Annotated in this window: 13 protein-coding genes; 9 read left to right on the top strand and 4 right to left on the bottom strand. The window is 60.5% G+C overall.

The genetic code is table 11. The features are described 5' to 3' along the window. The first annotated feature begins 60 nt into the window (after nucleotides 1-60). Entirely contained in the window at nucleotides 61-1155 is a 1095-nt protein-coding gene (locus I6E60_RS09410; protein ID WP_197179847.1) for an NYN domain-containing protein, read from the top strand. Between the two features lie 39 nt (nucleotides 1156-1194). Here the strand turns inward: I6E60_RS09410 and I6E60_RS09415 are convergent, their stop codons facing one another. Beyond that, nucleotides 1195-2244, bottom strand: a complete 1050-nt coding sequence (locus I6E60_RS09415) for an MsnO8 family LLM class oxidoreductase (RefSeq protein ID WP_197179849.1) — start codon at nucleotides 2242-2244, stop codon at nucleotides 1195-1197. A gap of 133 nt (nucleotides 2245-2377) precedes the next feature. On the opposite strand from I6E60_RS09415, the gene I6E60_RS09420 reads away from it, so the two are divergent. Beyond that, nucleotides 2378-3205 carry an alpha/beta hydrolase gene (locus I6E60_RS09420; RefSeq protein WP_197179851.1) on the top strand — a complete coding sequence of 276 codons (828 nt, stop codon included), beginning with the start codon at nucleotides 2378-2380 and terminating at the stop codon, nucleotides 3203-3205. Further along, on the top strand, nucleotides 3198-4457 hold the full coding sequence (locus I6E60_RS09425) for a cation:proton antiporter (RefSeq protein ID WP_231601182.1): 1260 nt from the start codon (nucleotides 3198-3200) through the stop codon (nucleotides 4455-4457). Before I6E60_RS09420 ends, I6E60_RS09425 begins: the two co-directional genes overlap by 8 nt. Nucleotides 4458-4524: 67 nt before the next feature. Here the strand turns inward: I6E60_RS09425 and I6E60_RS09430 are convergent, their stop codons facing one another. Continuing rightward, nucleotides 4525-5037 carry a hypothetical protein gene (locus tag I6E60_RS09430; RefSeq protein ID WP_197179853.1) on the bottom strand — a complete coding sequence of 171 codons (513 nt, stop codon included), beginning with the start codon at nucleotides 5035-5037 and terminating at the stop codon, nucleotides 4525-4527. A gap of 197 nt (nucleotides 5038-5234) precedes the next feature. Then, nucleotides 5235-7601, bottom strand: coding sequence for a phosphoketolase (locus I6E60_RS09435; RefSeq protein WP_197180078.1), 2367 nt, complete (start codon nucleotides 7599-7601; stop codon nucleotides 5235-5237). 235 nt (nucleotides 7602-7836) lie between these two features. Between I6E60_RS09435 and I6E60_RS09440 the strand changes: the two genes are divergently transcribed. Continuing rightward, on the top strand, nucleotides 7837-8535 hold the full coding sequence (locus I6E60_RS09440) for a DUF1294 domain-containing protein (protein ID WP_197179855.1): 699 nt from the start codon (nucleotides 7837-7839) through the stop codon (nucleotides 8533-8535). A 38-nt stretch (nucleotides 8536-8573) separates the two neighbouring features. Next, nucleotides 8574-10214 carry a serine hydrolase gene (locus tag I6E60_RS09445; protein ID WP_197179857.1) on the top strand — a complete coding sequence of 547 codons (1641 nt, stop codon included), beginning with the start codon at nucleotides 8574-8576 and terminating at the stop codon, nucleotides 10212-10214. A gap of 30 nt (nucleotides 10215-10244) precedes the next feature. Here the strand turns inward: I6E60_RS09445 and I6E60_RS09450 are convergent, their stop codons facing one another. Continuing rightward, nucleotides 10245-10535, bottom strand: a complete 291-nt coding sequence (locus I6E60_RS09450) for a metal-sensitive transcriptional regulator (protein WP_197179859.1) — start codon at nucleotides 10533-10535, stop codon at nucleotides 10245-10247. A gap of 109 nt (nucleotides 10536-10644) precedes the next feature. Between I6E60_RS09450 and I6E60_RS14395 the strand changes: the two genes are divergently transcribed. From I6E60_RS14395 to I6E60_RS09465, 4 genes are all read left to right on the top strand, one after another. Beyond that, nucleotides 10645-10830, top strand: a complete 186-nt coding sequence (locus tag I6E60_RS14395; RefSeq protein ID WP_231601183.1) for a hypothetical protein — start codon at nucleotides 10645-10647, stop codon at nucleotides 10828-10830. Between the two features lie 217 nt (nucleotides 10831-11047). Then, on the top strand, nucleotides 11048-12457 hold the full coding sequence (locus I6E60_RS09455; protein ID WP_197179861.1) for a rhodanese-like domain-containing protein: 1410 nt from the start codon (nucleotides 11048-11050) through the stop codon (nucleotides 12455-12457). Nucleotides 12458-12466: 9 nt separating this feature from the next. Beyond that, nucleotides 12467-13255 (top strand): sulfite exporter TauE/SafE family protein, encoded by a 789-nt coding sequence (locus I6E60_RS09460; protein ID WP_197179863.1) that lies wholly within the window; start codon nucleotides 12467-12469, stop codon nucleotides 13253-13255. Between the two features lie 75 nt (nucleotides 13256-13330). After that, nucleotides 13331-13825, top strand: coding sequence for a DUF4395 domain-containing protein (locus I6E60_RS09465; RefSeq protein WP_307841805.1), 495 nt, complete (start codon nucleotides 13331-13333; stop codon nucleotides 13823-13825). The last annotated feature ends 23 nt before the right edge of the window (nucleotides 13826-13848 follow it).

A 13848-nucleotide genomic window follows, 5' to 3' on the forward strand; every position in this document is an offset into this window, starting at 1 on the left:
GGGGATTGTCATGAGCGAGGCTCACGATAAGACTGAGAGTAACTTTCCCGAGGAGACCACATGGCAACCGCCACCGAAGGCCGCGTGGCCGTGTACATCGATTTCGACAACATCGTGATCTCGCGATACAACCAAATACATGGCAACGGGCAGTTTCAAAAAGACAAGGCTCGGTTTCACAATTCGAATCGCATGACTACGAGCGTGATTGGCAACAAACTCATCGAAGCCACTGTGGATGTCGAAGCTATCCTCGACTACGCCTCTTCGTTTGGAACGGTGGCTTTCAGTCGCGCCTACGCCGACTGGTCGGTGCCGGTGAATTCTAGCTACCAGAAGCAGCTCATCAATCGCGCAGTGGAGCTCGTGCAGCTCTTTCCCCTTACCGCGCAGATGAAAAACGGTGCCGACATACGGCTCTCAGTCGACGCGATGGAAGACATGTTCCGACTGCCCGACATCACGCATGTTGTTATTGTCGCTGGGGATTCGGACTATGTGGCACTTGCCCAACGCGCCAAGACGCTCGGCCGGTACGTCATCGGCATCGGCGTTGCCGGAGGCACTAGCGATGCGCTCACTTCATCCTGTGACAAGTTCGCGGACTACGATTCGCTTCCCGGTGTCGAGTTCGGCACGCCACCATCGCTTCAACAGACCGCCGCAACCACAAAGCCGACCTCGGTAACAGACACACCGAAATCGGCAGCTGCACCTGCAGCAGCCGCTACGCCTGCGCCGGCACCGAAGCTCACGACGATTGTGGCTTCAAAAACGTCCACGGCCGCAGGGCCCAAGAAGTCGCCGGCGACCCCACAAACCAACGCGATGAAAGCGGGATCGGCAAAGAATACCGCTGCGGTCGCCAAGCAAACCACTCAGTCAGATAAAGACTCTCCTGCGAACGGAATGCGACCCTTCAAGATGCTGGTGAGGGCTATGCGACTCGTTCAGCAAAAAGAAGATTCAGAGTGGCTCAACAGCTCGGGAGTGAAGAATCAGATGTTGAGAATTGACCCGTCGTTCAACGAAGCCGCACTGAAGTTTAAGACCTTCAGCGAGTTTGTCTCGTCTCATAGTTCGCACATCGAAGTGCGCGAACGCGACGGTGTGCGCGAGCTGAAGTTGCGTGCGAATGCATCTCAAATTAAATAGCCGCGCGAACACGACAGATGCCCCGCGTCGTAGCGCGAATTACGCGAGCAACTGCTCCGCAAGCAGTTCGAGCGCGCGCACTCGCACGGGCGAGGTGTTCGCCGCGTCCGCATTGTGAGCCGACAGCCCAGGCACGACCATGACCTCGTCAACGCCGAAGCGTGTGGCGAGCGAGCGAATGCGTTGCGCTGCAGCCACTGGTTCGTCGATAACCCACCGTTCGGCCATGTCATCCACCATTTGTTGTTGCGGCGCGGCGAGCTCTGTCGCGGCAGCGTCTTCGATGGTCGAGAGCGGGCCGAGCGGCATACCGCTGAGCAGGCGCGCCATTTGCTGAAGTTGGGGCAGGGCTGCGGCACGCGCATCCGCCGCCGTTTCGGCGACAGCCACGTTCAGGGTCAGGAATGTCTTGGGGGCCTTCAGCAAGTCTGACGGCACAAAGTTGTCGCGGTAGAGGCCAAGAATGCGCGCGGTTCCTTCGCCCGAGAAGTGGTGGGCAAAAACGTACGGCATGCCCTGCGCTGCGGCCAGACGTGCCGAATAGTCACTTGAGCCGAGCAACCAAAGATCAGCAACGGATGCCGCATTCGGCGTCGCCGTGAGTTCGTAGGTGCGCCCCTGCTGCAGTTGCAACGTGGCGCCGTCGGGATTCATGAGGCTGCGGATGTCGGCCACGTTGCGCGGGAACGCGTCGACATCGCTAGTGGTGCCGGTCATCCGCAAATACGAAGTGATCACAGGGTCGCTGCCGGGAGCGCGGCCGATGCCGAGGTCGATGCGGCCGGGGAACGCGGCCTCGAGGATCGCGAACTGCTCAGCAACGACGAGAGGCGCGTGGTTGGGCAGCATCACTCCCCCAGAACCGAGGCGAATGTTCTTGGTCTGCGCCGCCAAAATGCCAATCAGCACAGCCGGGTTCGTCGACGCCACGGCCTTCATGTTGTGGTGCTCAGCCACCCAGTAGCGCGAGAAACCAAGGTCATCGGCGCGTTGCGCGAGCGCGGTTGTCGCCGCCAGGGCGTCAGAAGAAGTCTGGTTGCTGCGAACAGGAATGAGATCAAGAACAGAAAGGCGAAGTGGTGTAGTCATCACTAGTATTCAACTCCTTACCAGCGTGGATATTCCTGAATGAGAGAGTTAGCGGGCCCGCGGCACGAAGCGACCACGATTCTCAGGTCGCCCTTCAGTGCGCGCGCGACTTGCCACTCCCTAGACTGGGGCGATGCACGCTGCTGATTCCTCTCCCGCTGATCCGACCGAGTCGATTGCGCCAGCGCAGCCAACATCATCGAACTCAACTCCCGGTCCTCAGCGAACTCGACGCGTCGCGCGCACGATTTTCATCGCACTCGCCGCAATCGTTGTTCTGCTCGTGGCCGGAATGCTCGTGTGGGCGAATGTGGGAGTGATGCAGGCAGAACCCGACGCGCTGGAGAGCGTGCAAACAAACCCGGCCGTGCACATCACCGAAAATCAAAACTCCTTCGTTCTCACCCCCACCGGCGACGCTTCAGGCGAAGGCTTTGTGTTCATCCCCGGAGCAAAGGTCAGCGCGGATGCCTACCTCTATAAGCTCTCCGGAGCGGTGGCCGAATCGGGGCTCACGGTTGTCGTGACGAAGCCCATCCTGAATCTGGCATTTTTCGACCAACGATCGCTCGATACCTTCACGGATGCGGCGCCCGACGTTGATGACTGGATTGTCGGCGGACATTCCCTGGGTGGCGTGCGCGCGTGCCAATACGCCGAGCAGCCCGACGTCAGCGGCCTCGTGCTTTTCGGCAGCTACTGCGCCAACGATCTTTCCGAAGTCGACATTCGCGTCTTGAGCCTCAGCGGAAGCAATGACCTCCTGAGCACACCCGAGAAGATCATGAATGCGGCCCACCTGTTGCCGACATCCACCACCTTCTTTCCCATCGATGGCGCCAATCACGCCAGCTTCGGAGACTACGGAGTGCAGGCCGGAGACGGTATCGCGACCCTCGACACCTCAGTGGTGCGAGACGTGATCGCCGCCGAAGTGAACAGTTTTGTGAACAATGGATAGCACCGAAGAAGCTATGGAAGCTGCCAACTGGGGTATCGTGCTCATCCCAATTTTGGCTGTCATGGCACCGTTGCTGGCACGCGCACTCTCTCCGCTGGTCCGCATCTCGATCGTCGTTTTCGAGCTGCTTCTCGGCATTCTGATTGGGCCAAGTGTTCTTGGCTGGGTTGGCGAATCCGAGTTCGTCGAACAGCTCTCCGACTTCGGCTTGGCCATGCTGTTCTTTATGGCCGGAAATGAAATCCGACTGAGCGCTATTCGCGGCCGGAATGGTCGACGCGCATCACTCGGGTGGCTCGTTGGGCTAGTCGCAGGAGTGGCGATTGGTTATCTCATCGAGCCAGGATTTGGCGCCGTCGTTATCGGGATCGCGCTTTGTTCGACGGCACTCGGAGTAATCATGCCCCTCCTGCGTGACGCCGGGGAACTGCCCACCCGCTTTGGCAATTCCGCAGTCGCACTCGGCGCCGTCGGCGAATTTGGGCCGCTCATTGCCATCTCCATTTTTCTCGGAGCCAGCTCACTCGGAGTCTCCACGATCGTGTTGGGTATATTCATCCTGATTGCGATGACGCTGCTGTTCCTCGCGGCCCGCATCGAACACAACTCGCTCCACCGCCTCGTGACAGCAACCCTGCACACCTCAGGCCAGTTCGCGATCCGACTGGTTATCTTCATTGTTGCCGCACTGGTCGTGCTGAGCATCGTTCTCGACCTAGATATGCTCCTCGGTGCATTCGTCGCCGGATTGCTCTGGCAGGTCATGATGCGCCAGGCGCCCGAACGCGACCGCGCGATGGTCGACTCCAAGTTGGATGCGATCGCCTTCGGATTCCTTGTTCCGATCTTTTACATCAACACGGGAGTGTCGTTCGAACTCGGCGCCCTCACTTCCGACTTGAGCGTGGCGGCTCTCGTGCCCGTGTTCCTCGTGCTTCTGCTCGTCGTGCGCGGTGTACCCTCGATGTTCGCCGCACGGAAAGGCGCGAGCACCCGCGAACGCGCCGCGCTCGGCCTTCTCGGCGCCACAGGATTGCCCATCATCGTCGCCGTCACCGCAATTGGCGTCGATAGCGAATATATCGACTCTGGTATCGCCGCCGCTCTCGTCGGAGCCGGTTTGCTATCCGTGCTGATCTTCCCGGTCATCGCAATGGCGTTGCGCGGAGACGCTGCCCAGTTGCACGCCAGCGGCACGGGAGATGAGGCCCAAAACCTTCCCGGCGAACCACACATCACCGAAGAGGCCTAAGCGTCGCGACGAGCGGATCGCTGAAGCCGTCGCGACGTCACCAATGCTCTAGGCGAGCACCACCCCGCTAAGCGAGAATCGGGATCGTGCCTGTCGCCGTGTAACCCGCAGAGTGTGGCAATGGCTCGCCCAGAACATCCGACGTGTCGTGCGCGACAACGGCCGCTTCGACGGGAGGCTCGGCGTGGGAGTGAATGATCGGAATGGACTCGGTGAGAGCCACTAAGCCGTCGCTGATGGTGACGAGCGGATCGGCATCCGTGCTCGAGAAAATCGGGAATGAACGCCCCTCATCGGGCAAGCGGCGACCACGGCGAATGACCACGATCGTGGCGGCGGCAAGCGGGATCGCGACAGCGCTGGGAGCGGCAACCCAGAACGACGAACTCATCAGACCGTAAGCGCCCCAGACGGTGTAACCAAAGACCAACAGCCACTGCGTGGTCTCCGAAATACCGGCAAGACGCACGGCGTCGTTGCGGCTCTGCCAGGTGATACGGGCCTGAGGAACCCACATTAGGAAGGAGAAAACGGTGCCCGCGAATCCGAGTGCGTTAATAGCGATTTCGGTGATGTTCATACCGGTTGATCTGATCTTTCTGACGGCCTAGGGAAGAACTCCCGAATGGGCACAATTGCCGGGCATCAACGCGATGTCACGCTCATTCTAAGCACAAAATACGTCGTGCACCATCACCCCATGGGAGGTACTTTTTTGCTGGCCGTCAGCATCAAAAATAGCGTCCAAATACGACTGTCAGCACTGCGCTGAGCGCGTCACGACCGGTTCCACTTCCAGTCGGCCACTTCGGGCATATCCTCGCCGTGTTCTCGCGTGTATTGACGCGCGTGCAATCGGGTGTCATGCAGTTCCTGCCAGAAGGCCGCATGCCGCGAGGTGAGGCCCGGAACCCGCTCAAGCACGTCGATGACCAGGTGGTAGCGGTCAAGATCGTTGAGCATCACCATGTCGAACGGTGTCGTCGTCGTGCCCTCGTCTTTGTACCCGCGCACATGCAGGTTTGCGTGCCCCGCGCGCTTATAGGTGAGGCGGTGAATCAGCCACGGATAACCGTGGTGGGCGAAAATCACTGGCTTGTCTGTTGTGAAGATCGCGTCGTACTCGGCATCGCTGAGACCGTGCGGATGCTCCGATTCGCTGTGCAGGCGCATCAAGTCGATGACGTTGACGACCCGCACGCGCAGCTCAGGGATCCGCTCGCGCAAGATTTGCGCGGCCGCCAAGGTTTCTAGGGTCGGAACGTCGCCGGCACAGGCGAGGACGACATCCGGTTCCTGGCCGACAACTTCGGTGCCAGCCCACTCAAACAGCCCGATGCCGCGCGTGCAGTGTTCAATCGCCGCGGGCATGGCGAGCCAGTTGTTCTCCGGGTGTTTGCCAGCGATGACGACGTTGATCTTGTTGACGGATCGCAAGCAGTGGTCGTAGGTGGCGATCAACGTGTTGGCATCGCACGGGAGGTAGGCCCGCACGACATCGGGCTTCTTGTTCATGACCAGATCAAGAAAGCCGGGGTCCTGATGCGAAGCGCCGTTGTGATCTTGACGCCAGACATGCGAGCTCAGCAGATAGTTGAGCGACGCCACTGGGCGACGCCACGGAATCGCGATTGCACCCTCGAGCCACTTGGCGTGCTGATTGAACATCGAATCGACGATATGAATGAACGCCTCGTAGGAGTTAAACATGCCGTGCCGACCCGTGAGTAGGTATCCCTCGAGCCAGCCCTGACACTGGTGCTCGCTGAGCATCTCCATGACCCGCCCCGCGCGCGCGAGGTGGTTGTCGGAATCGATGGGGAGGTAGTCGGCATCCCACTGTTTATCGGTGGTGTCGAAGACAGCACTCAGACGATTGGATGCCGTGACATCGGCCCCAAAGATACGGAAGTTCTCGGGGTTGTCGCGAATCACATCGCGCAGCCACTCCCCGAGCGCGCCCGTCGCCGAGCTCGTAGTTTCGCCCGGATTCGGTACGTCGACGGCGTACTCCCGAAAGTCAGGGAGGCGCAGCGGCGCACGGAGCAGTCCACCGTTAGCGACGGGATTGGCGCTCATACGGCGATCCCCCGAAGGAGCAAGTGCGATCGTCAATTCGCGCGGCGCCCCGCTCTCGTCGAAGAGTTCCTCTGGGTGGTACGAGGCCATCCATTCCTCAAGCTGCTGCAAATGTTCCTCGGTGTCGCGCACGCTCGCGAGCGGCACCTGGTGCGAACGCCAGTTGTTTTCAACTGGGTGCCCGTCGACCACTTTCGGGCCCGTCCAGCCCTTGGGCGTGCGCAGAATGAGCATCGGCCAGGCCGGGCGTCCCTCGAGCGTTCCTGCCGCGGCATCCGCTTTGATCCGAGCGATGTGATCGACAATGTCGTCAAGCGTCGCCGCCATGCGCTCATGCACAGCACGAGGATCTTCGCTGTCGAACCCACCAGAGACGACGTAGGGCGTGTGCCCGTACCCGCGCATCAGATCACACAGTTCGTCTTCGGGAATGCGGGCCAGCACTGTCGGGTTCGCAATTTTGTAGCCATTGAGGTGCAGGATCGGCAAGACCACGCCATCTCGCTCCGGGTCAATGAACTTGTTCGAATGCCAGCTGGTCGCGAGCGGCCCCGTTTCGGCTTCACCATCGCCGACGACCGCGGCGACAAGCAGGTTGGGGTTGTCGAAGACGGCGCCGTAGGCATGCGACAGGGCATAGCCCAGCTCGCCACCCTCGTGGATGGAGCCCGGCGTTTCGGGAGCGGCATGGCTCGGAATACCACCCGGGAACGAAAACTGTCTGAACAACTTGCGGATGCCATCCGCACTCTTATCAATATCGCCGTACGTCTCGCTGTAAGTGCCATCGAGGTACGCACTCGCGACAACGGCAGGACCTCCATGACCCGGCCCAGCCACGAAAATGGTGTCGGTGTCGCGTTCCTGAATGATGCGATTCAGATGGGCCCACACAAAGTTCAGGCCGGGCGTCGTGCCCCAGTGCCCCAAGAGTCGAGGCTTGGTGTGCTCGCGGCGGAGAGGTTCACGCAGCAGCGGATTGTCGAGGAGATAGATCTGGCCGACAGCGAGATAGTTGGCTGCGCGCCACCATGCGTCTAGCTGATCGAGCGTGTGCGGTTGCACTTCGGCGGGGCGAGGGCCACACCACGGCTGGCGGGCGACGGGTTCTTGAACAGGCACGAGATTCTCTCTTCTCTTCACGATGATGTGGTCGAGGTCATCCGTTCGATCACGACCCCCTTCTTGCTGAGGGCGCCCCGCCAGTTTAGGAGCAGACCTCAGCTCTGTGGGGCGAATTCAGCGAGTCTGAGGGTACGCCGATACCGCACACAGCGGCTCGGGCAGTTACCCTCAATACATGGGTTCGCGAAGCGCACGACAGCAGGGTGCGTTGGCGTCATGGAACGACGAACGTGGCTTCGGGTTCATCACCGTTGACGACCCACGCGGCACCAACGGCGCTGGCAGCAGCAACGGCAACGGCGAAAGCAACGGCGAAAGCGTCTTTGCCCACATCTCTGCCTTCCCACGCCGTGACACCCGCCCGACTCCCGGTGAACGGGTGAGTTTTGTGGTCGAGCACACGAACGAAGGTAAGGTTCGGGCTCACACAATCCGTTACCTCTCCGCCTCCGGTCGACCGCTGCGCACGAAACGGCGCAAGCCCGGCACCATGAGCTATGTCGTTCTGGCTACCTTCGTCGTCGCGATCGGTATTCTCACCGCGATCGGTGCCCTCCCCTGGCTATTTGCAGCGTTGTACCTCGTGATGAGCATCATCACGTATGCCCTGTATGCCAGCGACAAGAAGGCTGCGCAGTCCAGACAGTGGCGCGTAACTGAAAGCGCTCTTCTGGGGCTCGGATTGTTCGGCGGCTGGCCGGGAGCGATTCTTGCCCAACAGCGACTGCGGCACAAAACCCAGAAACCTCTCTTCCGCCAAGCATTCTGGGGCACTGTAGTACTCAATATTCTGGTTTTTGCGATCTTGACGACAGCCCTCCGGGAACCGATGCTCAACCTCGTGCGCCTCATTCTCGACGTTACTTCCCCGTAGACCTGCCGAGTTCATCGCCCGCGTTCTAGGGTGGAGCCATGGAGTCTTCAGCCAAGTTCCGCACTGTCCGTCGCTCTCGCACAGCGCCCGCGATTGTGGCGCTGCTTGCTGTCTCTGTTGCTGTGTCTGGATGCACGGCAGCGGCATCCGGTGGTCTTGAGGTCATTGAGGGCGACTCCCCAGCCTCTGATGTCATCGCGCTGAGTGCGGGCAGCAGCGACGTGGCCGTGGTGCGAGCGGTCGACGCTGCGGTCGAACAACTTCCTGAGTTGGCCGCAATCGCGATGGATGAGACCGGCACCCCCGGCCTGGCGATCGCTGTCGTACACAACGGCGAGATGATCTATGCCGACGGTTTCGGAGTGCGCGAAGCAGGAACCGCTGACAGGGTGGATGCCGACACGGTGTTTCAAATAGCGTCAGTGTCGAAATCCCTCTCTGCCACGGTCGTCGCCCGCGCCATTACCCAAGACGCAGTGGAATGGGACACTCCCGTGCGCACGCTGCTGTCTGATTTCTCTCTTGCGGACTCGTACGTCACGCAGAACGCAACGATTGGCGACTACTTCAGCCACCGCACCGGGCTCGCGACCGGGGCTGGCGATGATCTGGAATATGTGGGCTACGAGCGCGACTACATCCTCGACCACCTTCGGTATCAGCCTCTCGACGATTTCCGCAGTAGCTACCACTATTCGAACTACGGCATCACGGTAGGAGCGGAGGCGACTGCTGCAGCACTCGGCATGGACTGGAACGATGCCATCCGTGAACTCGTTTACGAACCGTTGGGAATGACTGCCACAAGCTCGAGCTACGCGGATTTTGTGGCGCAGCCCAATCGAGCACGCCTCCACACCCTGATCGACGGCACCTTTCAGCCGCTCTTTGAGAGAAACCCCGACCCTCAATCCCCCGCAGGAGGAGTGTCGTCGACCGTCAGCGACCTATCGAAATGGATGACGATGATCCTGTCCGGTGGTGAACATGACGGCCAGCCGTTCGTCACCCCCGAATCGCTCGTGCCTGCCATCACAGCCCAGAGCATAAGCTCACAGGCCTCTGCCCCCGACCAGCGCACCGGAAGTTACGGCTATGGGTTCAACGTGGGCAGCCAAGCGGGGGGCCGCACGACGGTGAGCCATTCGGGCGGCTTCGTGTTGGGGGCCGGAACGAACTATCACCTCGTGCCCAGTCTCGATTTGGGCATCGTAACCCTGACCAATGCTGCGCCCATCGGCACCGCCGAAGCCATCAATGCCCAGTTTCTCGATCTGGTTCAATACGGGGAGGTGCAAAGAGACTGGCTCGGCGACTACTCCGGTGCCCTTTCCGCACTCAACGCCCCGGCAGGAGATCTCGTCGGAGAGACCAAGCCCGGTACTGCGGGGGCTTCCCTCTATCTCAGTGACCACGAAGGCACGTACCGCAACGACTACTTCGGCGATCTTGTCGTGACCGAAGTCGACGGAGCGCTGCAGGCAGCCCTCGGGCCGCGCGGCAACTACCTTCTCGAACTAGAAGCGTGGGATGCGGACACTTTTGCCTTCACTCCCACGGGCGAGAATGCGCCCCACGGCTCTCTCTCGTCGGCCACATTTTCGCGGTCAGGCGGAGCCGTCACCGGGGTGACGCTGGAGTTTTTTGACGCGCAGGGACTCGGAGAATGGCGCCGCTAACCGGCACTCGCTTCACCCGTGCGGTAGCTGTCACGCTAGCGAAAGGAAGAGCTTCTCGATCTCTTCTGACTGGGGCGATCCTTCCGCATCCGGGTTGATCAAGCACTCTTTCATAGCTTCGGAGATCACAAGGAAGCCTGCGCGATCAAGGGCTTTCGACACCGCGGCAAGTTGATGCACGACGTCACGGCAGCCGGCGCCCGTTTCCACGGTGGCGATCAGGGCACCCAACTGTCCTTGAGCGCGGCGCAATCTGTTCACAATTTTCTTTTGCGCGTCTGAATCGGCATTCGGTAGCGATCCGGCGATCTCGGCAACCATAGGTCTCTCGTCTCTCTCAGGTGAGTTGACAGTCTCGATACCCCATAGGGTATAGTTCAAGCATACCCCCTAGGGTATTTAGAAATGGTCAGTCAACGAAAGCAGAGTTATGTGCAGAGCAGTTACGTGTCGTACATGCGGCAAAACTACGTGGGCAGGATGCGGACAACACATCCAGTCCGTCAAGCGCAGCGTGCCCGCATCCAACTGGTGCAACGGCAAGCACTCGCAGTCTGAGATTGACGCCGCAAAATCCGCTCAGGGCGGCTTCTTTGCCCGCCTCTTCGGTCGTTAGGAGACCACATGTGCGCACAAGTTATTTGTCAAAAGTGCAGTAAACCCACTTGGGCTGGCTGCGGAGAACACATCGAGGATGCCCTCGCCAACGTCGCTGAACGCGACCGTTGCCACTGCTAACGAGCAACTACTACTCACCCGCAGCCACCGCTAACCACGCACCGTCGTTAGCGTCTTCCCTCCCCCGGACATAGCGAACACTCACTGGAGTAAAAATGCTTCTCGAACGCATCTATGACACCGACCTCGCTCAGGCTAGCTACTTCATCGGTTGCCAAGCCAAAGGCGAAGCGATCGTTGTTGACCCCCGCCGCGACCTCGACGTTTATCTTGAGATCGCCGCCAAGAACGGGATGACCATCACGGCCGTCACCGAAACCCACATTCACGCCGACTACCTTTCCGGCACCCGCGAGCTTGCCGCTCGCACCGGTGCGGAGATTCTGGTGTCTGACGAAGGTGGCCCCGACTGGACCTACGGAAGCGCCTTCGACGGTGCTGTACGTATGAAAGACGGCCACATCATTACCCTCGGCAACATCACGCTGAAGGCCGTCCACACTCCCGGGCACACTCCCGAGCACTTCTCCTTCTTGGTCACCGATGGCGCGCAGGCTGACGCTCCCGGTTTCATGCTCAGCGGAGACTTTGTCTTCGTCGGAGACCTCGGACGCCCCGACCTTCTCGACGAAGCTGCCGGCGGCGTTGACACCCGTTTCGGCGGAGCGAAAGACATTTTCGCCAGCCTGCGCGACCGCTTCCTCACCCTTCCCGACTATGTGCAGGTGTTGCCCGCCCACGGTGCCGGTAGCGCCTGCGGCAAAGCTCTCGGCGCAATTCCGACGACCACTGTCGGGTACGAACGCGCGTTCGCGTGGTGGAGCCACTACGTCGAAAACAACGACGAACAAGGCTTTATCGACGAACTGCTCAACGGTCAACCGGATGCGCACGCCTACTTTGGCCGCATGAAGGTGCAGAACCGACAGGGCCCGAACGTCATGGGCACCGTAACCCCGCTGCGCGAGTACACGACCGAGGAAGTCGCGACAGCGCTCGACGCCGACAGCGCGATCCTCATCGACACTCGCAACAATGCCGAAGTTCACCGTGGCACTGTGCCGCGCTCGCTCAACGTTCCCGGACCAGAGAAAGCAGCAAGCTACGGCGCTTGGGTCTACAACCCCGAGACAGAAACACGCCCCGTCATCCTTCTGGCTGACGATCTTGAACACGCCGAAGAGTTGCGTGACCACCTCGTGCGCGTGGGCATCGACACTGTTTCGGGCTTCGTGACGACCCTCGATGGACTCACCCTCGTTGTGCCCGAACTTGTCGATCCTGCCACGCTCGAAGACGTTGATCGTGTGCTTCTGCTCGACGTGCGCAACAAAACCGAGTTTGCCGAGGGACACATCCCCGGTGCCGAGCAATTGAGCGGTGGCCGCGTCATGTGGGCGCTCGACCAGCTCCCCCGCGAAGGAACCATCGTGACGTACTGCCAAAGCGGAGTGCGCAACAGCGTGGCCGCGAGTGCCCTGCGCCGTGCTGGCTACGACGTAGCCGAACTGGATGGCTCGTACCTTGGTTGGCTCGCAACTCCTGGTGCAGTCCCCGCGGTCTAACGCGCCCTCATGGAACCTAATCTGATCATCGCGCTGGCCCTTGCCGTGCTCGTGGGAGTTTCCCTCGGCATGCTCGGCGGGGGCGGCTCGATCCTCACGGTGCCGATCCTCACCTACGTTGCCGGCTTTGAGCCGCAGCAGGCGATTTCAGCTTCGCTGTTTATCGTGGGCGTCACGAGCGCAGTGAGCGTTTTTCATCACGCTCGGGTCGGACGCGTGCGCTGGCGAACCGGATTGATTTTTGGTGTTTCAGGAATGGCGGGCGCTTTTGCCGGAGGCATCGTCGGCGGGTTCATCCCGGGCACGATTCTCATGGTTCTCTTCGCTGCCATGATGGTGGCTACTGCGACCGCCATGATCCGCGGCCGCAAGAAAGTACCCGCCGGTTCACTTCACGAGCCCGCGAAACTCCCCGTCCTCCGCATTATTCGTGACGGGTTCTTCGTCGGTATTGCCGCAGGGCTTGTTGGTGCCGGCGGCGGATTCCTTATCGTTCCCGCGCTCACCCTTCTTGGCGGTCTTCCGGTCGCGGTGGCAGTAGGAACCTCGCTGCTCGTCATTGCGATGCAGTCGTCCGCCGGCCTCGTCGCTCACCTCTTTACCGTCGACCTACCCTGGCCGACGATCCTTGCCTTCACCGGTATCGCCGTTGCGGGATCGTTTGTGGGAGCGGCTCTCGCCGGGCGCATCCCCGAAACGGCCCTCCGCAAGGGCTTTGGAATCTTTGTTCTCGTGATCGGCGCGTTCGTGCTCGTGCAAGAAATCCCGCAATTGATCCCTCTCCTGACAGGAGCGTGACCGTTGCCCACGACAGAACCAGCAACGGCGGCAGCAACACCAGCGCCAGCACCGAGCCCGCCGAAAGTGCCCACCGTGGGTTCTCTCATTGAGGGCTACGACATTCCGGTGGTCAACGAGCGCGCTGTTCGCGTGGCGGCAGGCATTCTCTTTAGTGCCGGAGCCATCTCGATCACGCTTGCTGTCATCCAGCATTCGGCCGTTCCGCTTCGCCCTTTCGGTGTCTTTTTCATGATGGATATGCTCATTCGGGTCACCGTCGGTGATCGTTGGTCGCCGACCCTCGCACTGGGCCGTCTCATTGTTCGACGACAGCCGCCGAGCTGGGTAGGTGCCCCGCAGAAAGAGTTCGCTTGGTGGCTTGGTTATGGCCTTGCCCTCCTCTCGTGCGCGGGAATGGGCGTGCTGGGCGCGCCCCTCGAGGCCACACTGGCGCTGTGCGGTTTGTGCCTTTCTCTGTTGTTCTTAGAAGCCGCCTTCGGTATTTGCGTTGGCTGTGCTCTTCAGCGCGTGCTCACAAAAACACCACCCCAATACTGCCCGGGCGATTCGTGCCGGGTTCCCGAATAACCACTCGTTTACAAGGAGAAAAA

Origin of the sequence: Salinibacterium sp. SWN167 (assembly GCF_015864665.1) — a bacterium.
Taxonomy (GTDB): Bacteria; Actinomycetota; Actinomycetes; order Actinomycetales; family Microbacteriaceae; genus Rhodoglobus.

Coding starts and splice junctions, on each gene's coding strand:
- I6E60_RS09410 (WP_197179847.1), top strand. CDS start 61: ATGGCAACCGCCACCGAAGGCCGCGTGGCCGTGTACATCGATTTCGAC.
- I6E60_RS09415 (WP_197179849.1), bottom strand. CDS start 2,244: ATGACTACACCACTTCGCCTTTCTGTTCTTGATCTCATTCCTGTTCGC.
- I6E60_RS09420 (WP_197179851.1), top strand. CDS start 2,378: ATGCACGCTGCTGATTCCTCTCCCGCTGATCCGACCGAGTCGATTGCG.
- I6E60_RS09425 (WP_231601182.1), top strand. CDS start 3,198: ATGGATAGCACCGAAGAAGCTATGGAAGCTGCCAACTGGGGTATCGTG.
- I6E60_RS09430 (WP_197179853.1), bottom strand. CDS start 5,037: ATGAACATCACCGAAATCGCTATTAACGCACTCGGATTCGCGGGCACC.
- I6E60_RS09440 (WP_197179855.1), top strand. CDS start 7,837: ATGGGTTCGCGAAGCGCACGACAGCAGGGTGCGTTGGCGTCATGGAAC.
- I6E60_RS09445 (WP_197179857.1), top strand. CDS start 8,574: ATGGAGTCTTCAGCCAAGTTCCGCACTGTCCGTCGCTCTCGCACAGCG.
- I6E60_RS09450 (WP_197179859.1), bottom strand. CDS start 10,535: ATGGTTGCCGAGATCGCCGGATCGCTACCGAATGCCGATTCAGACGCG.
- I6E60_RS14395 (WP_231601183.1), top strand. CDS start 10,645: ATGTGCAGAGCAGTTACGTGTCGTACATGCGGCAAAACTACGTGGGCA.
- I6E60_RS09455 (WP_197179861.1), top strand. CDS start 11,048: ATGCTTCTCGAACGCATCTATGACACCGACCTCGCTCAGGCTAGCTAC.
- I6E60_RS09460 (WP_197179863.1), top strand. CDS start 12,467: ATGGAACCTAATCTGATCATCGCGCTGGCCCTTGCCGTGCTCGTGGGA.